This window comes from Shinella zoogloeoides (genome assembly GCF_033705735.1).
In the GTDB taxonomy this organism is placed as follows: Bacteria; Pseudomonadota; Alphaproteobacteria; order Rhizobiales; family Rhizobiaceae; genus Shinella; species Shinella zoogloeoides_A.
Map to the genome: position 1 here is coordinate 1,363,940 of NZ_CP131131.1, position 20,867 is coordinate 1,384,806.

The following is a 20,867-nucleotide window of genomic DNA, read 5'->3' on the forward strand; positions in this document are numbered from 1 at the left end:
CGAGCGAGGAGACCGGTTCCGGGCCAGGCGAAGTTGCGGCACCGTTCATGCCTCACTCCCCCTTGAGCGCGATGACGGCCTCGATCTCCACCTGCGCGTCTTTCGGCAGGCCGGAGACCTCGAAGGTGGCGCGGGCGGGATAGGGGGCGCAGAAGAACTCGCCATAGGCCGCGTTGATCTCGGCAAAGCGCGAGAGGTCGCGCACGAGCACGGTGGTCTTGACGGTGCGCGCGATATCCGTGCCGGCGGCGCGGGCGATGGCGGCGATGTTGCGCAGGCATTGCCGCGCCTGCTCGACCGGATCGTCGGAGGCGAAGGCGCCGGTCGCCGGATCGATCGGCAGCTGGCCGGAGACGAAGAGCAGGCCGTTCACGGCGATCGCCTGCGAATAGGGGCCGATGGCCGCCGGCGCATCGGCGGCGGTCACGGCGCTGAGGCCTGCCTTGGGGTCGGAAGTGGAAACCATCGTCAGCTCCGTTCTGGATGGAGTTCGTCGGCGCGAAGCACGCTTCGCAGCAATAGGTCAGCACCCTCGGCGCATTGCTGCGGCGAGGAGAATTCGCGCTCGTTGTGCGACAGGCCCTCGCGCGAGGGAATGAAGATCATCGCCGCCGGCACCCTGCCGGCGACATGGGCCGCATCGTGGCCGGCGCCCGAAACCATGTCGATGGCGGAAAGACCAAGCGCCTCCGCCTCCTGACGGATCACCCCGCGCAATGCCGCATCGAAGACGACCGGCGCCTTGCGCCAGACGACGGAGACCTCCGCCCCCGGCACGAGCCGCTCGATATCGGCGGTCAGCGCCGCCTCAATCGCCGCAAGCCCCACCGCCTCGGGGTGACGCATGTCGATTTCGAGGCGAACCTCGCCCGGCACGACATTGCGTGAATTCGGCATCGCATGGATATGGCCCACAGTAGCAACGCCCGGCGGATGTTTCAGCGCGACGGCCTCGGCGACAAGCACGACCTTCGCCGCCGAAACCAGCGCGTCCGCGCGCAGGTTCATCGGGAAGGCGCCCGCATGGGCCTCCGTGCCGCGGATGCGGACATCCAGCCAGCAAAGCCCCTGCACGCCGCTGACGACGCCGACAGCGCTGCCATCAGCCTCCAGCACCGGACCTTGTTCGATATGCAGTTCCAGATAGGCCGCGAGCGGCAGGTGCCCCGGCGCATGCGCGCCGCGATAACCGATCGCCGCCAGCGCCTCGCCCACCGTCACCCCGTCCTTGTCCTTGCGGACGAGGATCGTTTCGAGATCGTGCACGCCGCAGAACACGCCGGAGCCCATCATGGCGGGCGAAAAGCGGGAACCTTCCTCGTTGGTCCAGTTGATGACCGTGAACGGATGGCGCAGCCGCCGCCCGGCGGCATGGAGCACCCGCAATATCTCCACCCCGGCCAGCACGCCGAGGATGCCGTCGAAACGCCCGCCGGCCGGCTGGGTATCGAGATGGCTGCCCACGGCGATGGCCGCAAGGCCGGGCTCCGTGCCGGGCAAGGTGGCGAACATGTTGCCGACGCCATCGACCTCGACGGTGCAGCCGAGCGCCCGGCATTCCGCCGTGAACCATCCGCGCACCGCGCCGTCGCTGGCGCTCAGCGCGAGCCGGTTCATGCCGGTCTCGCCATAAGCACCGATGCGGGCGGTCGACAGGATATCGGACCACAGTCGCCCGGCATCGATGGCGAGCGCAGACGGGACTGCCGTCATTCACCGGTCTCCTGCGGGGTCTCGTGGAAGCGGTACTTGAAGTCGCAATGCGAGGCGCCCTCCATCACCGTCTGCGTGCGCTCCAGCGTGATGCGCGGATCGTAGCCGGTGCAGAACACGCCGTCGCGGTTGCAGGACAGGAGGTGACCGATATGGCCGAGGCCCATCTCGCGATAGGTCTCGGCGTAGCGACATCGCTTGACGTTGTAGTGGAATTCCTCGTCCGTCGCCCTGGTGACCTCGATGACGAGGGCGTCGTCCTGCGTCCACAGGTCCTGCAGTTCCTGGAAGGTGCGCAACGTCGTGCCGCCGGGCGTCTTGGCCGCGAAGTCCTTGCCGGCCTTGATCGCCGCCTTGCGGATGGCGGTGTCGAGGATGGACTGCGCCGTCTCCTCGCCGACCTGCCGGCGCATCTCCTCGTAGATCGGCGCGATGATGCCTGCCTCGATCCTGCGGCGAGCGAGAATGCCGATCTCGCCATCCATGGCCGCCCGGGAATCGGGGCATTCGTTCTGCGTATCCGTCATGGTCGTTCTCCTGATCCGGGCGGCGTGGCCGCCGCTACTGCATCCACAGGCGCCCGGCACCGGGCACGGTCTGCTTCTCACCGGCCTTCCGCAAGGCATCCCAGGCGAGCGCCTGATTGCTCGTCACCACCGGCTTGCCGATCGCCGCCTCCACGGCATCGATGATGCCGGAACAACGCAGCGCCGTGCAGGACAGGAACACCGCCTCCACATCCAGCCTGCCGATCTCGACGGCGGACCGCAATATGTCCTCCTCGCGAATGCGGGCGATGGAGACGTCGCTGTCCTGGTGGAAGCTGGCGCGGGCCGCGATATCGAGCCCGTTGGCGGCAAAGAAGCGCTCGACGCGCTTGTTGACCTCAGTGCTGTAAGGCGTGACGAGGCCGATCCGGCTGACGCCGAGCGCCCCGAAGGCGGCAAGGCTGGCGGAAACGGGATTGCACACCTTCACGCCGGGCCGCACCGTCTCGACGATATCGGCGATCCGCTCCGGCCCGATGACCATGGAGCCGGAGGTGCAGCCGAAGGCCACGACGTCGAGGCGGTCTTCCGGCAAAAGCAGCTCGACCGCCCGCGGCAGCGCGTCTGCCATCGCCGCAAGGCTTTCCGGCGACACGTCCCGCGCCATCGGAATGCGGCTGGAATAGACCTCGACGCCGGGCAATGGCAGGAAGCGACGGACCTCGGGCTCGATGACCGTATCGTTCGCCAGCACCACGAGGCCGATCGCCGCGCGAGCCGCCGGCCCGCCATCGAGAATGCAATCGAGCGGCACCCAGCCGCGGCTATCCCTGCCCATTTCCAACATTCGCGTCCTCCCTCGATATGGTCCATGATCTTGACCCATCGAAGGATGGCGCGCGGCGCTAATCGATAGAAGCGATATTTGACCATGGATTGAACGATAAACTTCATATATTCTCGCGCGCCATGGATACCTCGCTGCTGAAATGCTTTCTCACCCTGGCGGATACGCAGAGCTTTTCGGAGGCCGCCGAAAGGCTGAACATCACACAATCCACCGTCAGCCATAAGATCGCCCGGCTGGAGACCCATCTCGGCAAGCAGCTCTTCGAGCGCACGACGCGCACCTGCACGCTGACCTCCGACGGACGCGAGCTGATCGAATATGCAACGCGCGTGGTCCGCTCCGTCGAGGAGATGGAGCAGAGCTTCAAGCCCGATCTTCTGACAGGCACGCTGGTGGTCGGCGTGCCGGACGACCATTACCTCTTCGTGCCGCTCACGGTGGCGCTCAAGAATTTCATGCTGGAGAAGCCGCGCGTCGGCGTCGAGATCCGCGGCGGGCTGTCGAGCGACCTGACGCGGGACCTGCGCCAGCGCAACATCGACCTTGCCGTCATCCGGGACGTTCCCGCCGTGCAGGACAGCGACGTGCTGTGCACCGAGAACCTCGTGTGGATCACCGCGCCGAACTGGGTGCCGCCGAGCGACGGCGTGGTGCCGCTGGCGCTGGTGCGCGGCCCCTGCGCCTATCGCGGCGCGGCGCTTGCCGCACTGGAGCAGAACGGCATGCGCTGGAAATGCATCGTGACCTGCACCAGCCTGCAAGGCGTCTTCGCCGTGGTGCGCGCCGGGCTTGCCGTGGCCGTCGTTACGGAAGGCGACATCGGCAGCGGCGTCAAGGCTTCTCCGGCCGGCAGCTTCCTGCCTCCCCTTCCCGGTTCGTCGCTCACCATCCGCTATGCCGACAAGCAACCCACCCTCGCCGCTCGCGCCCTTGCCCGCACGATGGGTGACGTCCTCACGCAGATGGCCCGTGAGGCTGCGCCACAGCCTTGAAAGAGGAAGCCAGATTTGGCGGAAGAATGAACTCGCCGTCCGGCACCGGAACCGGCATGACCAACGCTCTTGAACGGATCCGAACCGAAGTATCCCTCAAGTGAAACCGGTTCGATCCTCGGCCAGAATCCTTTGGCTCCGCCGGTACGATTCTTCCCCGACTAGGCTGCTGGATTTTCTCCGGCGATCAACGTCCGCAGCGCCTCGATATCGGCGCCGAGCGGCCGGTCGTCCTCGTAATGCGCGACGTTTTCACGAACCATGGAGTACACGGCCTGCGTGCCGGCGGCACGCTCGCCCATTCCCGTCAGGAAATCGTGCGCCTGTGCCGCCGCCATCAGCTCGATCGCCAGGATATGTTCCGCATTGTCGAGGATGGCCAGCAGCTTGTTGGCCGCCGCCGTCGGATGCGCGAGAAAATCTTCCTGCAGGCCTGAAGTGATGCCGCCATCCATCGCGGCGGGCGACGCCAGTCGGCGGTTTTCCGTGCTGAGCGCCGTTGCCGTATATTGCGCGATCATGAAACCGGAATGGCTGCCGGCGTCACTGGCCAGGAAAGGCGGCAGGCCGCTGACAAGCGGGTTGACCAGACGGTCCATCCGCCGCTCGCTCATGGCCGCGATCTGGGCGATTGCGACCGCGAGGCTGTCGGCGGCCTGCCCCAGTGCCGGCGCGACGGCATGGGCCTGCGAGGACACGACCGGCTGCTCGGGCGTACCGGAAACGGCGGGATTGTCGGTAACGGACGCCAGTTCGCGATCAACGATGGCGCCGCTCTGCTCGAAGACGTCCCAGGCCGCGCCATGCGCATGGGGAACCGCACGCAGGCTGAGGGCATCCTGCGTGCGCCTTCCGACGGCCGCAGCGACCAGGCCGCTTCCGGCGAGGCGCGCACGCAACGTCGCCCCGACCTTGGCAATGCCCGCGGACGGCCGCAGGGCGAGAACCGCCTCATCGAAAGCCGCCATCTGGCATCCAGCCGCCTCAAGCGTCAGCGCGGCGATCACATCGGCCCATTTGAGCAGCCGTTCGGCGCGCGACAGGGCAAGCGAGGCCAGACCGGTCGCGCAGGCCGTGCCGTTGACCAGGCTCAAGCCCTCCTTGGCCTCCAGCACCAGCGGCGAAAGGCCGATGGTCGCGAGCGCCTCGCGGCCGGTCATGCGTTCACCTCGCACGGCGGCATGCCCCTCGCCGATCAGGACGAGCGCGGTATGGGCATTGTGGGTAAGGTAGCCCGCCGACCCCTTGGAGGGCACATCGGGAATGCAATCCTTCGAAAGAAAGGCTGCGAGATGGCTGACGACCGCCGGACGCACGCCGGAATGGCCGTGGCAGAAATTGGCGATCTGCGCGGCGATGATCGCGCGAACCTCGCGCGGCGCCAGCAGCGGGCCGACACCGCAGGCATGGCTCAGCACGATGTTGCGCGAAAGCCGGCTCTGCGATGCGATATCGACAACCGTGTCGGAAAGCGCGCCGACGCCCGTATTGACGCCATAGGCACGGATGCCCGCAGTCACGATGGCGTCGACGATCTCTCTTGCCCGTGCGAGACGGGCGATCGCCCGGTCGGAGAGGACCAACGTTTCCCCCTCGCCGATCCGCGCGACCTCCCGCCAGGAAAGCCCGTTGTCGAGAACGACGCTCATTGACCGCTGCCGAAATGGCCGATGAACTGCCGGAAGGCCGGCGATGCGCCGCCGCCGAACATCTCGTCGGGCGTGCCGCTGCTGTCGACGAGGCCCTGGCGCATGAAGACGACGCGGTTGGACACGTTGCGCGCAAAGCTCATTTCATGCGTGACGACCAGCATCGTCATGCCCTCCTCGGCCAGCGCGCGCATGACGCGCAGCACTTCGCCGACGAGTTCCGGATCGAGCGCCGAGGTCGGCTCGTCGAACAGCATCACCTTCGGCTTCATGGCGAGCGCGCGGGCGATGGCCGCGCGCTGCTGCTGGCCGCCCGACAGATGGGCCGGATAGGCATGGCGCTTGTCGGCGATGCCGACCTTTTCCAGCAGCGCTTCAGCCTCGGCGATGCATTCGGCCTTGGGGCGCTTCAGCACATGGACGGGTCCCTCGATGATATTCTGCAGGATCGTCATATGGGACCAGAGATTGAAGCTCTGGAACACCATACCGAGTTCGGAGCGGATATGATCGACCTGCCTCTGGCTTGCCGGGCGGCTCTGGCCGTTCTTCTGCACCATGCGGATCTGCTCGCCGTCGACGAAGATCTCGCCGGAGGTCGCCGTTTCCAGGAGGTTGATGCAGCGCAGGAAAGTCGATTTGCCGGAGCCGGAGGCGCCGAGCAGCGAAATCACGTCGCCGTCCTCGGCATCGAGCGAAATGCCGCGCAGCACTTCATGGTTGCCGAAGCGCTTGTGAATGTCGCGGACGGAAAGGCGGGTCACACCAGGCATCGGTCGGGCCTCCCTCAGGCTTTGACTGCCGACGGCGGGGCCGCGCGGCGATGTTTCGAGAGCGAACGTTCCAGCAGCGCCATGGCCTGCAGGATCAGGAAATTCAGAACGAGATAGATGAGCGCGGCGCAGAGGAAGACCTCCATCGTCCGGTAGGTCTGCGAAATCAGGCGCTGTGCGACGCCGGTGACCTCCCAGACGGTGACGAGGCTGGCGAGCGCGGTCGACTTCATCATCAGCACGATTTCCGTCGAATAGGCCGGCAGGGCATGACGGAAGGCGATCGGCGCTATGATGCGGCGAACGAGAAGGAAGCCCGACATGCCGATCGCGCGGGCCGCCTCGATCTCCTTCGGCGAGACGGCGCGGATGCCGCTGCGGAAGATTTCCGCGGAGTACCCCGCCGTGCAGAGCGCCAGCGACAGCACGGCGCAGACCACCGGCTCGCGCAGGAACGGCCAGAGGAAGGAATAGCGGATGACGCCGAACTGGCCGAGCCCATAGAAGACGAGGAACATCTGGATCAGCAGCGGAGAGCCGCGGAAGACGAAGATGTAGCCCTTGGCGAAGCCGGAGAGGAAGCGGTTGCCGGAAACACGCATCGTGACGATCACCAGCGCCAGCAGGCCGCCGAAGAACACCGAGAGCGAGAACAGCAGGAGCGTCGTGGGCACGGCTGCAAGCAGCGTGGCCATCGCGGAGGAAAGAAAGGCGATATCCATCAGGCCTGCCCCATGGCTGCGGCCGGCATGCTGCGGTTTGCGCGCCGTTCGGCACGGTTGAACAGCCGGTCAGAAAGGCTCGTAAGCACCAGGTAAAGAATGCCGCCGACGATGTAGAAAAGGAAATACTGCCGGGTCGAACCCGCCGCCACCTGGCTGGTGCGCATCAGTTCGGCAAGGCCGGTGACGGAGATCAGCGCGGAATCCTTGAGGGTGAGCTGCCAGACATTGCCGAGACCGGGAATGGCGAAGCGCAGCACCTGGGGCATGACGACACGGCGCAGGCGCAGCATGCGGTTCATGCCGATCGCCGAGGCCGCCTCGAGTTCGCCCTTGGCGATGGCGAGATAGGCGCCGCGATAGACTTCGGCCTGGTAGGAGCCGGAGATGATGCCGACGGCGAGCGCGCCGGCGGCAAAGGACGGCAATCCGAGGAACCCTTCATACCCCATCCACTGGCCGACGGCCGTGACGGCCGAAGAGCCGCCGAAATAGATGAGATAGATGATCAGCAGTTCCGGCACGCCGCGAAAAACGGTCGTATAGATATTGCCGAGGCTGACCAGCAGCAGGTTGCCCGACAGTTTGGCAATGGCCACCACGGTGCCGAGCACGGCCCCGATCAAGAGCGCCGTTGCCGTCACTGCGAGCGTCATCAGCGTGGCGACCAGAAGCAGTGCGCCCCACCCGTTCTGGCCGAAGCCAAGGAGTTCCAAGGTTGTCATGTCCGTGTCCCGTCGATTGCGGCATCAAGACAAATGCGCCCCGGGCTTCCAGCGGCCTGCCGGAAACCCGGATCGCGACGACGTATCCCGCCTATTCCTGCGGGCTGACGTCCACCTTGAACCACTTCATCGACAGCTCCTTCACGGTTCCATCGGCAAGCGCCGACTTGATGGCCTCGTTGAACTTGTCGCGCAGATCCGTATCCGCCTTGCGGATGCCGAGACCTTCGCCCTCGCCCCAGATCGGGCCGACGATTTCCGGGCCTGTGAAGGCGAGCGCGCCGTTGGCGGCGGCAAAGGCGTTGCCGAAATAGACGGCATCGTCGAAGCCGAGGTCGATGCGGCCGTTCTGGAGGTCCAGATCGCGCTCGGCGCCGGTCTTGTACTCCCGGACTTCAGACGTCGCGCCGAAATTGTCGTAGATGAACTTCGCGTAGACGGTCGCGGCCTGGATACCGATGGTCTTGCCCGCGAAAGCTTCCTTCAGAGCCTCGATCTCCTTCACGCCGGTCTGGCCGGACGTCATCTTGATGATCGCGCCCGTTCCGGTCGCGTTTGCCACGGGGCTGTCCGCCGCCGTCGCGAAAGCCGCCGGCGTTGCGGCATAGGGGATGGTGAAATCGATGACCTTCTTGCGCTCTTCGGTTATCGACAGCGCATCCATGATCACGTCGAACTTGCCGGCATTCAGAGCCGGGATCATGCCATCCCAGTCGGATGCGACGAGCGTGCACTCGATCTTGGCGCGTTCGCAAAGCACCTTTGCAAGCTCGGGCTCGAAGCCGCCGAGCGTGCCGTCCGCATTGGTAAGGTTCCAGGGCGCATAGGCACCTTCGAGCGTGATAGTGGCTGACTTCCAGTCCTTGGCGAGGACGGGAGCAGAAAGCGCGGCAAAAGCGGCCACGCCGGCAAGAAAGACTTTCCGCAGTTCCATTTGAGGGCTCCTCTGAGGTTCGTTGAGCATTATTGCTTGCCGATTCTTCGCCGGCTTGCCACCATCGCATTCGCTCCGGGGAGGTTGTATATGGTACCATAGGAGAAAATCTGTGTTATGCAAGATGCATATTTGTTTTTTTGACAATCGAGTTCGACGCCAGGGAATTCAACGATGAAACGTAGCCATGAAATGCGGGACGAGCTGGCGGCAAATGATACGACGCCTCTCTATGTCGGCGTCAAGCAGATCATTCTCGACAGGATTCGCAGCGGGGAATGGCCGCCGAAGCATCGCGTTCCTTCGGAGAACGAGCTCGTGGCCGAACTCGGCGTCAGCAAGATGACAGCCAACCGCGCCCTGCGCGAGCTCGCAAGCGAAGGCGAACTCGTTCGAATCCAGGGCGTCGGCTCCTTCGTCGCCGAGCCCAAGGGCGTATCGACCCTGTTCGAGGTCCGCAACATCGCCGACGAGATTGCGGAACGGGGCCACACCCACGAAGCGAGAGTGGTCGCGCTGGCGGAAGCCTCCGCGCCCCCGGATGTTGCCGATGCCCTGGGCCTGGAAATCGGGGCACCCGTCTTCCATTCTCTCATCGTGCACAGCGAGGAAGGCGTGCCGGTGCAGATAGAGGACCGCTATGTGCATCCCGGCGTAGCGCCCGACTATCTCGGCCAGGACTTCTCGGCCACCACGCCGAATGCCTACCTGTCGGCCATCGCCCCCCTCAGAGGCTCCGAACATGTCGTCGAGGCGACGATTCCGCAGCCTTGGGAGTGCAAGCTGCTGATGATCCTGAAAACCGAGCCCTGCCTGATGATCCGGCGGCTGACCTGGTCGGATCGCAGCATCGTCTCCATCACGCGCATTATCTATCCAGGGCAACGATATCGCCTTGAAAGCCGCAGCGGCACCAAGCCTACCCCTTAATTGTATATGGAACCACTTCCAGTCGCGCATCCAGAGATATCCCGGCCGCGCCCGCGCATAGCCATGGCCGAAGAGGGACCGCATGTAGGCCGTATCGAAATCGTCGGCACCCTGGAACCGCGATAACCATCACCGTATTTTGACCGGACTTGCGCCAGCCGCTTCCCTGAATGTCGGACCCGACTTGTATCGAACCAGCGCATCCCATAGCGTTGTCGAGCGACGGCAAGAGCCGTATCGTCGCAGCGGCGTTTGCAACGGATTGCAAGCTCCCATCCCGACCCGACTTCATCACGAGGAGAAGCCCTTTGCGCTATGTTCGCCCAGATTCGTTGGAGGATGCCATTGACCTGCTGGCTGAAGCGTCAGGCAAAGCCGCGATATTGGCCGGCGGGAGCGATTTGCTGGTGAGAATGAAAGGAGGGTTCATCGAGCCTGACCTAATCATCGATATCAAAGGCGTGGATGCCCTGAGACGCGTGAGCGAAAACGACGAAGGTTTCGTCATAGGCGCCGCAGTGCCTTGCGCCGTTCTGGGCGAGAATGCAGCGCTCAGGCGCGCATGGCCGGGTGTTGTCGAGGGAGCGACCCTGATCGGTTCCAAACAGGTACAGGGACGCTGTACGATCGTCGGGAACCTCTGCAATGCGTCCCCCGCGGCTGACAGCGTGCCCGCCCTCGTGGCCGCTGGCGCCAAGGCCCTGATCAGAGGGCCAGCCGGTTCCCGTACGATCGCTGTCGAAATGATACCGGTCGGGCCCGGCAGGACATCACTCGCACCCGGCGAGATCATCGAAGCCATTCTGCTCGACAAGCGCCGGCCGCATTCGGGCGACGCCTATCAACGGTTCACACCGCGAACGGAGATGGACATCGCCGTCGTCAGCGCCGCGGTAAATCTCACCCTCGATGATCAGGGCGTCGTCGAGGCAGCGCGCGTCGCGCTGGGCGCCGCGGCGCCGACGGTGCTCCTGGTCAAAGAGGCGGCCGATATCCTGATCGGCTCCCGTGTCGACATCAGCACGCTGGACCGCCTCGCCGAGGCCTGTTCCAGCGCCTGTCGCCCGATAGACGACAAGCGAGGCACTGTGGAATTCCGAAAGAAGGTCGCGGGCGTGCTGGCCAAGCGGGTCGCGCTGACCGCCTATCAACGTGCAGGACAAAAGTGATGGCAGGCATAGCAGTTTCGACGACAATCAATGGCGATCATGCCGAGTTCCTCTGTCATCCCGACGAGACGCTGCTTGAAGTGCTGCGCGAACGCCTGGGGCTGATGGGCGTAAAGGAAGGTTGCGGCACGGGCGACTGCGGCGCCTGCAGCATCGTCCTCGACGACCGGCTGGTTTGCTCCTGTCTGGTGCTCGGGGCCGAGGCGGAAGGCCGCCGGATCGCCACAGTAGAGGGCATGGCACAGGGCGACAGGCTTCACCCGCTGCAACAGAAGTTCCTCGAGCATGCCGCTTTGCAGTGCGGCATCTGCACACCCGGCTTTCTCATCGCCGCCCAGGATCTGCTGGCCAAGAATCCGGATCCCACCGAAGAGGAAATACGCTTCGGTCTTGCCGGAAATCTCTGTCGTTGCACCGGCTATGACAAAATAGTGCGTGCGGTTCAGGACGCGGCCAGCGTTATGAGAGGAGCATGACCATGAATTTCGATCCCCGCCACACGACACGCAGCTTCTCCTCCGTCGGCACGCGGCCCATCCGGCCCGACGGCATCGACAAGGTGACGGGCCGCGCGCGCTATGGTGCCGATTTCAATATGCCCGGCCAGCTGGTCGGACGGATCTTGCGCAGCCCGCACGCCCACGCCGTCATTCGCAGGATCGACACGTCGAAGGCCGAGCAACTTCCCGGCGTCAAGGCCGTGGTGACGGCGGCGGACCTGCCCGACCTCACGAGCGGCGATGCCGCCATGTATGACATTCTCGATAACTGCATGGCGCGCAGGAAGGCGCTCTACGACGGGCACGCCGTGGCCGCCGTGGCGGCGATCGATGCACGCACCGCCAGACAGGCGCTCAAGCTCATCGAAGTCGAGTATGAACTCCTGCCGCACGTCACCGACGTCGACCAGGCATTTGCCGCGGATGCTCCGCTTATCAACGACACGATCATCACGACGGGCGTCGATCCGAAGCCGGATCGCGCTTCGAATGTTTCGATGCGCAGCCAGTTCGGACATGGTGACGTCGATGCCGGCATGGCAAAGGCGGATTTCGTGGTCGAGCGGACGTTCAAGACCGAACAGACCCATCAGGGCTATATCGAGCCTCATGCCTGCGTGGCCAATGTCAGCCCGGACGGTACGGCGGATCTGTGGGTTTGCACGCAGGGCCACTTCGTCTATCGCCAGCATTGCGCACAACTGCTCGGCATGGATGCCTCCAAGCTGCGCGTAACGTCGTCGGAAATCGGCGGCGGCTTCGGCGGCAAGACGCATGTCTGGGCTGAACCCGTCGCGCTCGCGCTGTCGCGCAAGGCCGGCAGGCCGGTCAAGCTGGTCATGACGCGCGACGAGGTATTTCGCGCGACCGGCCCGACCAGCGCCACGTCGATCGACGTGAAAATCGGCGCGATGAAGGACGGAACGATCGTCGCAGCCGATGCTACCCTTCGCTATTCGTGCGGTCCCTATGCGGGATCCTGGGCCGAGGTCGGCGCCATGACCGCATTTGCCTGCTACAAGCTCGAGAATGTCAGGACCGTCGGCTACGAGGTGCTGGTAAACCGGCCGAAGACGGCGGCGTATCGTGCACCCTCCGCGCCAATGGCGGCGTTTGCGGTGGAAAGCGCCATAGACGAGCTTGCCGGGAAGGTCGGCATGGATGCCGTGGACTTTCGCATCAAGAACGCGGCACAGGAAGGGACCAAGGCATCCTATGGTCCGGTCTACGGCCCGATTGGCATCGGCCCGACACTGGAAGCTGTAAAGAACCATCCGCACATGAAGGCGCCCCTCGGCGAGAACCAGGGACGCGGCATGGCGTGCGGCTTCTGGTTCAACTTCGGCGGCCAGACATGTACCGACCTGAATATCGGAATGGACGGCACCGTCTCGCTTGCGGTCGGCACGGTGGATGTCGGTGGTTCGCGCGCATCGCTCTCGCTGGTGGCGGCAGAGGAACTCGGGATCGACTACGCGCAAGTCAGAGCGGTGATCGCCGATACGTCGAGCCTCGGCTACAACGACATGACGGACGGCAGCCGCGGCACCTTCTCGTCCTCGATGGCCACCATCTCTGCCGCTCGCAACGCGATCAAGGTCCTTCGCGCGCGTGCGGCGCAGATGTGGGACATCCCGGTCGAGGACGTGACGTGGGAAAAGGGCCATGCCGTCGCCAAGGGCGAAACGCATGGAAACCTTCCGAATCTGTCCTTGAAGGAGATTGCGGCTGCGTCGGGCACCACTGGCGGCCCGATTGCCGGTCATAGCGAAATCGTGGCGGATGGCGCCGGCGTGTCCTTCGCGACCCATATCTGCGATATCGAGGTCGATCCCGAAACGGGGGCCACCAGGGTCCTGCGCTACACCGTGGTGCAAGACGCTGGCAAAGCCGTGCATCCAACCTATGTCGAGGGACAATACCAAGGCGGCGCCGCGCAAGGCATCGGCTGGGCGCTCAACGAAGAATATATCTACGGCAAGGACGGCCGGCTGCAGAATGCGGGCTTTCTCGACTACCGCATACCCGTATGTTCGGATCTGCCCATGATAGACACGCAGATCCTCGAGATCCCCAACCCCAATCACCCCTATGGGGTTCGCGGCGTCGGGGAAACCTCCATCGTCCCCCCGCTTGCGGCGGTGGCCAATGCGGTGTCCAATGCGGTAGGTGTGCGGATGCAGCATATTCCCATGTCGCCGCCGCGGATTCTGGCGGCGCTTGAGACGTAAGGAGGCCCGATGGTCGAGGTGACGCTCTGGGGTGCGCTCGCCGCAGCGGCCGGGGGCACCAGCAAGGTCGAGATCGAGGCGCGAAACATCAGGGAACTGTTCAAGAGGTTAAGCGAACGGTTCCCTGGGCTCGCGCCGCTGATGGATCGCGGGATCGCAGTCGCGATAGACGGGACGATCTATCGCGACACATGGTCGAAGGAACTGCCAGCGGGAGCGGAAATCTATCTTCTGCCGAGGCTGGCTGGCGGGTAATGCAGGCAACCGGTCGCGTCGAAGGGGCATTTGAACGCATGGGACCCAGCGTGACTTCCCGGATATACGCACCGCGTGCGCGGTCATCATTGCCTTTCTGCCAACTCGTCAGATTCTAACGGAGACACCGGGGTCGCATGCCGTCAGTTTCCCTATTGGCTTAAGCAAGGAGAGGGAAAGGGGCAGGAATCCCGGACGCCCTACATGACGTTCCGGTAGATATCTCCATCTTTCATGATCATCGACAGCTTGGAGGGGTCCTGGAGAAGGCCCAAATCCTCCAAAGGATTGCCGTCGACAACAAGAAGATCGGCGCGCAAACCAGCGCGAACCCTGCCGATCTGATCTTCCATCTTGAAGAGCTCCGCTGCATAGCTGGTCGCCGACCGGATGACCTCGATCGCCGGAAGCACTTCACCGCGGATCTTGAACTCCATGGATTGGTGACGGTGGATCGGCCCGATAAGGTCAGTGCCATAAACCATCTTCACGCCGTGGCGCCGGGCGACCTCCAACTGGTTCGACCCGATATCCAGAACATACTTGATCTTCGCGTGCAGTTCGGGCGGCATCCCGATCTCCAGGCCCTCCTCCCACATCGTCGTATATGCGACGAGCGTCGGCACCAGGATGGCGTTCCGCTCCTTCATCAACATGGCCGTCTCATCGTCGAGGAAGTTGCCGTGCTCGATCGAGCGGACGCCGTTCCTGACGGCGTGCTGGATGCAGCGCGCGGTATAGGCGTGAGCCATGACGTATTTGCCCGCATTTTCCGCCTCCTCCACCGCGGCGCGGATCTCTTCGCCCGAAAACTGAACGAAGTGAATCGGGTCGGTATAGGAAGCGATTCCACCGCCCACCATCAGCTTCACCTGACTGGCGCCCCGGCGAATTTCGTCGCGAGCGGCAAGGCGCACCGCATCCACGCCGTCGGCAACCCGACCGAGGCTCGGGACATAATAATGGCTGTCGAATTCCGTTTCGCCGACGCCGCGCATGTCGCCGTGACCGCCGGTCTGCGAGATCGCCTTGCCGCTGTAGAGAATGCGCGGACTCGGAATGAGTTTTTCCTCGACCGCGCGGGCAAGGCCGAAATCCGCGCCGCCTGCGTCGCGGACGGTGGTGAAGCCGCGCATCAACATGCCCTCCAGAATGGGCATGGCTCTGAGCGCGGTGTAGAATGGCGACCACTTGGTGAGTTGCAGGAAGCTGTTGATCGGCACGATCACATGGACGTGGGCGTCGCAAAGGCCCGGCATCAGGACCTTTCCTTTTACGTCGATCACGTTAGCATCCGAGACGGTCAGTCTGGGTTCGCCGATTTCGGAAATTCTCCCTTCATCGACAAGGACGTCGCGCTCTTCCAGCAACGTTCCTGCGTCCACATCAAGGATCGACGCGTTCTTGAAAAGGGTCCGGCTCATTGTCGCATTCACTTTCTGATGACATCTGGGAAAACTGGTCGATAGGATTCGATGGCCGTGCCGCTGAACATTGCCTCTCGCTCCGGCTCGGAAAGCGAATGCACGCATTCCGCGTAGTCGTGGTAAATATCCCTGAAAGAACGGAAGAGCTTGTCGACGGGAAAATTGCTCGCGAACATCAGGCGGGACGGACCGAAAAGATCGACGAGCTCGGTGATCAAAGGCCGGACATCCTTCACTGTCCATTTCGGCTTCAACATGCCGAAGCCGGAAATCTTGACGGAAACGTTGTGACAGGCCGAGAGAGTTCGCATTCCCGCCTTCCAGGCTGAAAAGTCGCCGGTGATCAACCCATCCGGCATACCCGCCTGGTTGACGATGATCCGGGTCCCGGCGTGGACCTTGGCGATCGACGCAAGGTCCTCCATCTGATGCGGATAGACCTGGGTGTCGAAGGACAGGCCGTAGTCGGAGAGCTTGCTGAAGTTGCGCAGCCATCTCTCGTCCCGGAGGTAGTCACTTCTATCGACATAGGTGAGCCGGCGATCGGGGTGCCACGCCACGATGTGGCGGATGCCTCTGAGCAACGGCGACGCGGCCATGTGGGCGTCGATCAGTTCCACGGCCGCCGGATTGTCGAGCGCCACCTGGCCGACGATGGCGTTGGGGAAGCCGCTCTTCTCGTGAATTTGCTGGACGAACCGCGTCTCGCCGACCGGATTCCACGGATCAAATCCACCGTCGAGATGCACCGTGCCGATCAAGTCGAATTCCCAGGTGTCGGCGAGATAGTCCTTCGCCAGATAGTTTTTCCGGATCGGCGCCGGATCGCCGACGATCGATGGAGTGCCCGGATCCATCCACGGATATCGATACTGCTTCAGGTCCCAGAGATGATGATGCGGATCGAAAATCTTGAGGCGATATGACTTGGCCTCATCCGCGTTTTCCGCGGGAAGGCCGTGCACCCTCGCTTTTTCGTTTCTCATATCCATCGCACTCGTCCAACCGCGAAACTGCCTGTTCGCGAGCCATTTTGCTTTGGCGGACTTGATTGACAATACGAACGAAGTCGTGTCTCCATGACGAAAAGTCATGAGGCGGAAAGACGATGAAGCGTGCAGGAACGGACAGTTCCACACCGATCGATGCCATCGAGCGCGAGGGCAACCTGCCGTCGCTGACGGGGCTCAGGGCGTTCATCCTGGCGGCGCAATACAAAAGCTTTTCCCGGGCGGCGGAAGAGCTCAACATCACGCAAAGCGGTGTCAGCCGCGCCGTGCGCTCCATCGAGGAGATCACCGGTACACCGCTGTTCGAGCGGACCGGCCACGGGCTGGTGCTTACCGAATCCGGCGCGGCGTATTTCGAGGAAGTTTCCACTCTCCTCAGCGAACTCGGCGCCGCGACTCTAAGGCTTGCGACCTACAAGAGCGCTCACGAATCCCTGAATATCGCGACGCTGCCCAGCCTCGGGAGCCGCTGGCTGGCCCCTCGCCTGATACGGTTCCTCAAACAGAACCCGACCATCGACATCTCGGTGACGGGCAGGATCGGTCATTTCGAGTTCGAGGGAAGCAACATCGACGCGGCAATCCATTACGGCAGCGAGGCGTGGCCGGGCAGCCTGTCGGAACTGATCATGGACGAGGTCCTTGTGCCGATGTGCGCGCCCTCTCTGATCAGAAAGGGCGTGGTGCCAAATGCCCGGCTCCTGTTCGAACTCACGTTGATCCAGCACACGCACAGGCCGACCGCCTGGCGCGAATGGTTCAAGGATGTCGGTATCGACCATCCCCAGCCGAACCAGGGGCCGCGCTTCGAACAATACCAGATGGGTATCGAGGCGGCGATCTCGGGCCTCGGCGCGATCCTGATGCCGCCTTTCATGGTCATCGACGAGCTCACATCCGGGCGCCTTGTCCTGCTTCACAGCGTCCCGGTACCCACGCCCTGGCGCTACTACCTCGTCTATCCAAAGGGAAAGCGCAGTAAGCCCGGTGTGCAGAAATTCCGCACCTTCCTCAGAGCCGAAGCCAAGCGAACAGCCGAGCAAACCCTACAATTGATGCGTTAGGAGGAAGCGCCGGACACCGCTTCCCTGACAAAAAGGGGCCGCCTTTTGCACCCCTTTTCAGGCGTGTGGCGACCCCAGCGTCAAGATGCGGCTTGGGGAGCGCGCCGCATCCATGAAAATCAGCGCCCGCTGTTGGCTTTCCGGGACAGGTAGGCGTCCAGGATGACGGCCAGGGTCAGGATCGCACCCTGCACCTCAAGGCGTGTCTGGGTCGAAGCGTTGATGAGGAGCATGCCGTTCGAGACGCTGCCGATCACCAGCGCGCCCGTCAGGGCGGCCCAGACCGATCCCCTGCCCCCGAAGAGGCTGACGCCACCGATGACCGCCGCAGCGATCGCCTCGAGAAGGAGCGTCGTGTCGGCGGAATCGGGCGATACGCCGAGAACCCGCCCCGCCGCGATCATGCCGCCGAGCGCCGCAAAAACCCCGGTCAGCGTAAACGCCGTCACCCGCAGGAACTTGACCGAGATACCCGCGCGGCGGGCGGCTTCCGCGTTCGCCCCGATGGCGTACAGGTAGACGCCGAAGCGGGTCTGGGTCGTCACATAGGCGAAGAAACCAAGCAATCCGAGCAGGAACGCGACGAGAAGCGGAACACCTCTGTACGAACTGAAGACGGCAATGACGACGGTGCCGACGATTGCGAGCGCGACGGCCGGAGCGACGACGGACCACAGGAACGATGCAGGAAGCGCGTTGCGCTTCTTGGCGGCGTAAGATTGCAGGCTGAAGATGAGCCCAAGCGCTATGACGACGGCGAGCAGAGCCACGCTGACGGGAACGGGAAGATAAACCGTCGCGACCTTCCCGAGCGGCTGGCCGACCAGTGAAATCAGGTTCGAGCTGGCGGGCAGGAGATCGAGGAGAAGCCCCTGGAGGATGAGCGACGTACCGAGCGTCACGATGAAGGCAGGCGCTCGAAAATAGGTGATCACCAGCCCTTGCACACAGCCGATCGCCGCACCGATCAAGAGACCGACAGCGACGGCCGTCACGGTATCGAACCCTTGGTTGACGGCCATTCCAGCCGTAATCGCGGCCGATACCGCGCCGGTCGCGACGACGGACAGGTCGATCTCGCCGATGACCAGCACGAACATGAGGCCGAGCGCCACGATGCCGGTCGTCACGATCTGCAGCGAAAGGTTCGACAAGTTCCTCGGGCTGAGGAATAGCGGGTTCGCCCACGCGAAGTAGGCCCAGATGAGAACGAGCGCAAGAAGAACGGGCAGCATGCGATACCGCGTCGCCAGTGCTCCCAAGACAGCGTCAAGCTTCATTTTCGGTGTTTCCTGAGGAGCGGAATTGGCGAAAGTGGTCAAGGCGGATAACTGCTTAGACATGGTGCACCTCCTCCCGACGCGAAAGCGCAGCCATTTCCTCGTTGCTGATCATCCCGGTGATGGCGCCGACCAACTCTTCGCGGGTGTAGCTCCCACGGCTGACTTCCGCCACCTTGCTGCCAAGTCGCAGAACCACGACGCGATCGGCGACCTGCTGGACATCGCCCAGGTCATGGCTGATCACGATGACCGCCCGCCCCTGCGCGCGGAGGCGCTCGATCAGGTTCAGAACCTGCTTGCGCTGTGCGACGCCGAGCGCGGCCGTGGGCTCGTCGAGGAGCACGACACGGGGGTCGGTCAGGATCGAACGGCAGATCGCCACCGATTGGCGCTGCCCTCCCGACAGGGCGTTCGCAGGCACGTTGATGTCGCGGATCTTCACGTCAAGGTTTGCCAGCACCTCTTTCGCGCGCGCCTCCATGCGTGCACGGTCAAGCCGCCGCCCCTTGTACCAGGGGTGATAGTATTCACGCCCAAGGAAGAGGTTCTGCACCGTATCGAGATTGTCGCAGATGGCGAGATCCTGGTAGACCGTCTGGATACCCGCCGCGTTCGCGTCATGCGGGCTTTTCAGCGAAAGCGGTATTCCGGAGACGAGGATTTCGCCTTCGTCGGGAGACTGGATGCCGGAGATCGTCTTGACCAGCGTACTCTTTCCCGCGCCGTTGTCGCCGACCAGAGCGACGACTTCACCCGGCCATATGCTGAGTGATACCCTGGTGAGGGCAGCGACTCCTCCGAAACGTCTCGAGACGTTTCGGACCTCCAGGATCGGAGGTTCGTTCTTATTCATGACTAGGACCCCATTATGCGTTTTTGAGGAGCCGCCTTATCGACGGCCCCTTTTCCGTCCGGTTCAGTTCTTGCAGAAGTCCGCATCCTTCCCGATGCCGCCGCACAGCTCTTCCTTCGTGAAAAGCCCGGCGTCGATCACAGTTTCCTGCACGTTGTCCGGGGTGATGAACACATTCGGCTCAAGCCGCGCCGGGACACCGCCCTCGGTGAAATTGTTGGGCCAGGTCCCGTTGACGATGCCAGCCGGAGCCTCCTCGCCCTTGACCTTCGAAACGATCAGCTGGACGGCTGCATCAGCCATTTGCCTGTAGGGCGGCGCCATGTCGGCGGCCTGCCAGCCAAGGAGCACGCGCTGGATCCCCTCGAGGGTCGCATCATAGCCGCCATAGACCTTCACCTTGCCGACGAGATCCTGCGCGCTCAGCGCGGCGATGGCCCCGCCGCCCGTGTCGTCGTTCATGACGACGACACCGTCGACCTCGTTGTTGGTCTTCGTGAGGCACTGTTCCATGTTCTTCTGTGCGTTCGCGGCCAGATACAGGAGGGCATCGGCCTGGCAGGCGATTTCGACGGTGCCATTCTCGATGAGCGGCTTGAGGTATTTGTCGAAACCCTTCATCTGCTCGGGATAGAAAGCGAACTTGGGATCGCCCAGCATATAGGCAAGCCGGACAGGACGATGTTCAGGGAGATGTTCGGAGAGATACTTCCCCTGCGCCTCGCCGATGTCGCTGAATGGGACGGAAACATGGTAGGCGACCGGGCCCGGACCCGGATCATGCGCATAGGTCACCACGGGAACGCCGTCGGCGTCGGCTTTCGCGAGGATACTCGCGGACCGGGGCGGATCGACGGAGGCGAGGATGATGCCGAGCGCCCCGCTGGCGAGGGCGGACTCCGCCTGCGAGACCTGCTGCTGCATATCGTCGTTGGCGTTGAGGACCTTGATCTCGACGCCGGGAGCGTATTTCTTCATTGCCGCCGTGATGTTCGGAATGTCGAACTTTGCCCAGCGGTTCGTCGTCACGTTCGGCACGAGAAGATAGACGGTTCCTGATGGCTCAGCGGCTCGCACCGTCGCAGCGCTGAAAAGTGCGGTTGCAGAGAGTAGCGCTGCAAGGATTATAGATTTCATCGGTTCATTCCCCTTCTTCAATCACGGCAAGTCTCTCGCCGGTTGTCGATACAAGTGCGCTGATTGTTCTTATTGCCTGCCGGTGACATGGTCCCGAATAACGCCGCATCTCTTCCGGTCGTTCAGGTGATTGCAGGCTAGTGCGGCCCGTATAGCCGCTCA

Annotated in this window: 21 protein-coding genes; 7 read left to right on the forward strand and 14 right to left on the reverse strand. The window is 63.3% G+C overall.

Going from position 1 to position 20,867, the window contains the following annotated elements:
* Positions 1-52 precede the first annotated feature (52 nt).
* The 4 genes from ShzoTeo12_RS24000 to ShzoTeo12_RS24015 are packed head-to-tail and all read right to left on the reverse strand — an operon-like array spanning position 53 to position 3,039.
* On the reverse strand, positions 53-466 hold the full coding sequence (locus ShzoTeo12_RS24000) for a Rid family detoxifying hydrolase (protein WP_318912777.1): 414 nt from the start codon (positions 464-466) through the stop codon (positions 53-55).
* A gap of 2 nt (positions 467-468) precedes the next feature.
* On the reverse strand, positions 469-1,713 hold the full coding sequence (locus ShzoTeo12_RS24005; protein ID WP_318912778.1) for a M20 family metallo-hydrolase: 1,245 nt from the start codon (positions 1,711-1,713) through the stop codon (positions 469-471).
* Entirely contained in the window at positions 1,710-2,240 is a 531-nt protein-coding gene (locus tag ShzoTeo12_RS24010) for an L-2-amino-thiazoline-4-carboxylic acid hydrolase (protein WP_318912779.1), read from the reverse strand. Before ShzoTeo12_RS24010 ends, ShzoTeo12_RS24005 begins: the two co-directional genes overlap by 4 nt.
* Positions 2,241-2,274: 34 nt before the next feature.
* The gene (locus tag ShzoTeo12_RS24015; RefSeq protein ID WP_318912780.1) at positions 2,275-3,039 is read right to left on the reverse strand and encodes an aspartate/glutamate racemase family protein; all 765 of its coding nucleotides are present in this window, start codon (positions 3,037-3,039) and stop codon (positions 2,275-2,277) included.
* Positions 3,040-3,170: 131 nt separating this feature from the next.
* Between ShzoTeo12_RS24015 and ShzoTeo12_RS24020 the strand changes: the two genes are divergently transcribed.
* On the forward strand, positions 3,171-4,043 hold the full coding sequence (locus tag ShzoTeo12_RS24020) for a LysR family transcriptional regulator (RefSeq protein WP_318914361.1): 873 nt from the start codon (positions 3,171-3,173) through the stop codon (positions 4,041-4,043).
* 161 nt (positions 4,044-4,204) lie between these two features.
* On the opposite strand, the gene ShzoTeo12_RS24025 is transcribed toward ShzoTeo12_RS24020, so the two are convergent.
* From ShzoTeo12_RS24025 to ShzoTeo12_RS24045, 5 genes are all read right to left on the reverse strand, one after another.
* Entirely contained in the window at positions 4,205-5,692 is a 1,488-nt protein-coding gene (locus ShzoTeo12_RS24025) for a histidine ammonia-lyase (protein WP_318912781.1), read from the reverse strand.
* Positions 5,689-6,465, reverse strand: a complete 777-nt coding sequence (locus tag ShzoTeo12_RS24030; protein ID WP_119254984.1) for an ABC transporter ATP-binding protein — start codon at positions 6,463-6,465, stop codon at positions 5,689-5,691. Before ShzoTeo12_RS24030 ends, ShzoTeo12_RS24025 begins: the two co-directional genes overlap by 4 nt.
* Before the next feature lie 14 nt (positions 6,466-6,479).
* Positions 6,480-7,187 (reverse strand): ABC transporter permease, encoded by a 708-nt coding sequence (locus tag ShzoTeo12_RS24035; RefSeq protein WP_119254985.1) that lies wholly within the window; start codon positions 7,185-7,187, stop codon positions 6,480-6,482.
* Positions 7,187-7,912 (reverse strand): ABC transporter permease, encoded by a 726-nt coding sequence (locus ShzoTeo12_RS24040; RefSeq protein ID WP_119254986.1) that lies wholly within the window; start codon positions 7,910-7,912, stop codon positions 7,187-7,189. Before ShzoTeo12_RS24040 ends, ShzoTeo12_RS24035 begins: the two co-directional genes overlap by 1 nt.
* Before the next feature lie 91 nt (positions 7,913-8,003).
* Complete coding sequence (locus tag ShzoTeo12_RS24045; protein ID WP_119254987.1) at positions 8,004-8,846, reverse strand: transporter substrate-binding domain-containing protein; 843 nt, start codon at positions 8,844-8,846, stop codon at positions 8,004-8,006.
* Positions 8,847-9,020: 174 nt separating this feature from the next.
* Here ShzoTeo12_RS24045 and hutC point away from each other — a divergent pair, with 174 nt between their 5' ends.
* From hutC to ShzoTeo12_RS24070, 5 genes are all read left to right on the forward strand, one after another.
* Positions 9,021-9,776, forward strand: coding sequence for a histidine utilization repressor (hutC, locus tag ShzoTeo12_RS24050; protein ID WP_318912782.1), 756 nt, complete (start codon positions 9,021-9,023; stop codon positions 9,774-9,776).
* A gap of 308 nt (positions 9,777-10,084) precedes the next feature.
* Entirely contained in the window at positions 10,085-10,945 is an 861-nt protein-coding gene (locus ShzoTeo12_RS24055) for a xanthine dehydrogenase family protein subunit M (RefSeq protein WP_318912783.1), read from the forward strand.
* Positions 10,945-11,421, forward strand: a complete 477-nt coding sequence (locus tag ShzoTeo12_RS24060; protein ID WP_119254990.1) for a (2Fe-2S)-binding protein — start codon at positions 10,945-10,947, stop codon at positions 11,419-11,421. The genes ShzoTeo12_RS24055 and ShzoTeo12_RS24060 overlap by 1 nt, the downstream gene beginning before the upstream one ends.
* A gap of 2 nt (positions 11,422-11,423) precedes the next feature.
* On the forward strand, positions 11,424-13,676 hold the full coding sequence (locus tag ShzoTeo12_RS24065; protein ID WP_318912784.1) for a xanthine dehydrogenase family protein molybdopterin-binding subunit: 2,253 nt from the start codon (positions 11,424-11,426) through the stop codon (positions 13,674-13,676).
* 9 nt (positions 13,677-13,685) lie between these two features.
* On the forward strand, positions 13,686-13,931 hold the full coding sequence (locus ShzoTeo12_RS24070) for a MoaD/ThiS family protein (RefSeq protein WP_119254991.1): 246 nt from the start codon (positions 13,686-13,688) through the stop codon (positions 13,929-13,931).
* A 200-nt stretch (positions 13,932-14,131) separates the two neighbouring features.
* On the opposite strand, the gene ShzoTeo12_RS24075 is transcribed toward ShzoTeo12_RS24070, so the two are convergent.
* Entirely contained in the window at positions 14,132-15,355 is a 1,224-nt protein-coding gene (locus ShzoTeo12_RS24075; protein WP_318912785.1) for an amidohydrolase family protein, read from the reverse strand.
* Positions 15,356-15,363: 8 nt separating this feature from the next.
* Entirely contained in the window at positions 15,364-16,350 is a 987-nt protein-coding gene (locus ShzoTeo12_RS24080) for an amidohydrolase family protein (RefSeq protein WP_318912786.1), read from the reverse strand.
* 116 nt (positions 16,351-16,466) lie between these two features.
* Here ShzoTeo12_RS24080 and ShzoTeo12_RS24085 point away from each other — a divergent pair, with 116 nt between their 5' ends.
* Positions 16,467-17,432 carry a LysR family transcriptional regulator gene (locus tag ShzoTeo12_RS24085; RefSeq protein WP_119254994.1) on the forward strand — a complete coding sequence of 322 codons (966 nt, stop codon included), beginning with the start codon at positions 16,467-16,469 and terminating at the stop codon, positions 17,430-17,432.
* Between the two features lie 119 nt (positions 17,433-17,551).
* On the opposite strand, the gene ShzoTeo12_RS24090 is transcribed toward ShzoTeo12_RS24085, so the two are convergent.
* The 3 genes from ShzoTeo12_RS24090 to ShzoTeo12_RS24100 all read right to left on the reverse strand — a co-directional run bounded on the left by ShzoTeo12_RS24090 (position 17,552) and on the right by ShzoTeo12_RS24100 (position 20,705).
* Positions 17,552-18,754, reverse strand: coding sequence for an ABC transporter permease subunit (locus ShzoTeo12_RS24090; RefSeq protein ID WP_318912787.1), 1,203 nt, complete (start codon positions 18,752-18,754; stop codon positions 17,552-17,554).
* 13 nt (positions 18,755-18,767) lie between these two features.
* Positions 18,768-19,568: an ATP-binding cassette domain-containing protein gene (locus ShzoTeo12_RS24095; RefSeq protein ID WP_119254996.1), complete on the reverse strand. Its 801-nt coding sequence runs from the start codon at positions 19,566-19,568 to the stop codon at positions 18,768-18,770.
* Between the two features lie 63 nt (positions 19,569-19,631).
* Positions 19,632-20,705 (reverse strand): sugar ABC transporter substrate-binding protein, encoded by a 1,074-nt coding sequence (locus ShzoTeo12_RS24100; RefSeq protein WP_318912788.1) that lies wholly within the window; start codon positions 20,703-20,705, stop codon positions 19,632-19,634.
* Between the last annotated feature and the right edge of the window lie 162 nt (positions 20,706-20,867).

Excerpts from the sequence above, each read along its gene's own strand:
- ShzoTeo12_RS24000 (WP_318912777.1), bottom strand. The coding sequence starts at position 466 with ATGGTTTCCACTTCCGACCCCAAGGCAGGCCTCAGCGCCGTGACCGCC.
- ShzoTeo12_RS24005 (WP_318912778.1), bottom strand. The coding sequence starts at position 1,713 with ATGACGGCAGTCCCGTCTGCGCTCGCCATCGATGCCGGGCGACTGTGG.
- ShzoTeo12_RS24010 (WP_318912779.1), bottom strand. The coding sequence starts at position 2,240 with ATGACGGATACGCAGAACGAATGCCCCGATTCCCGGGCGGCCATGGAT.
- ShzoTeo12_RS24015 (WP_318912780.1), bottom strand. The coding sequence starts at position 3,039 with ATGGGCAGGGATAGCCGCGGCTGGGTGCCGCTCGATTGCATTCTCGAT.
- ShzoTeo12_RS24020 (WP_318914361.1), top strand. The coding sequence starts at position 3,171 with ATGGATACCTCGCTGCTGAAATGCTTTCTCACCCTGGCGGATACGCAG.
- ShzoTeo12_RS24025 (WP_318912781.1), bottom strand. The coding sequence starts at position 5,692 with ATGAGCGTCGTTCTCGACAACGGGCTTTCCTGGCGGGAGGTCGCGCGG.
- ShzoTeo12_RS24030 (WP_119254984.1), bottom strand. The coding sequence starts at position 6,465 with ATGCCTGGTGTGACCCGCCTTTCCGTCCGCGACATTCACAAGCGCTTC.
- ShzoTeo12_RS24035 (WP_119254985.1), bottom strand. The coding sequence starts at position 7,187 with ATGGATATCGCCTTTCTTTCCTCCGCGATGGCCACGCTGCTTGCAGCC.
- ShzoTeo12_RS24040 (WP_119254986.1), bottom strand. The coding sequence starts at position 7,912 with ATGACAACCTTGGAACTCCTTGGCTTCGGCCAGAACGGGTGGGGCGCA.
- ShzoTeo12_RS24045 (WP_119254987.1), bottom strand. The coding sequence starts at position 8,846 with ATGGAACTGCGGAAAGTCTTTCTTGCCGGCGTGGCCGCTTTTGCCGCG.
- hutC (WP_318912782.1), top strand. The coding sequence starts at position 9,021 with ATGAAACGTAGCCATGAAATGCGGGACGAGCTGGCGGCAAATGATACG.
- ShzoTeo12_RS24060 (WP_119254990.1), top strand. The coding sequence starts at position 10,945 with ATGGCAGGCATAGCAGTTTCGACGACAATCAATGGCGATCATGCCGAG.
- ShzoTeo12_RS24065 (WP_318912784.1), top strand. The coding sequence starts at position 11,424 with ATGAATTTCGATCCCCGCCACACGACACGCAGCTTCTCCTCCGTCGGC.
- ShzoTeo12_RS24070 (WP_119254991.1), top strand. The coding sequence starts at position 13,686 with ATGGTCGAGGTGACGCTCTGGGGTGCGCTCGCCGCAGCGGCCGGGGGC.
- ShzoTeo12_RS24075 (WP_318912785.1), bottom strand. The coding sequence starts at position 15,355 with ATGAGCCGGACCCTTTTCAAGAACGCGTCGATCCTTGATGTGGACGCA.
- ShzoTeo12_RS24080 (WP_318912786.1), bottom strand. The coding sequence starts at position 16,350 with ATGGATATGAGAAACGAAAAAGCGAGGGTGCACGGCCTTCCCGCGGAA.
- ShzoTeo12_RS24085 (WP_119254994.1), top strand. The coding sequence starts at position 16,467 with ATGAAGCGTGCAGGAACGGACAGTTCCACACCGATCGATGCCATCGAG.
- ShzoTeo12_RS24095 (WP_119254996.1), bottom strand. The coding sequence starts at position 19,568 with ATGAATAAGAACGAACCTCCGATCCTGGAGGTCCGAAACGTCTCGAGA.
- ShzoTeo12_RS24100 (WP_318912788.1), bottom strand. The coding sequence starts at position 20,705 with ATGAAATCTATAATCCTTGCAGCGCTACTCTCTGCAACCGCACTTTTC.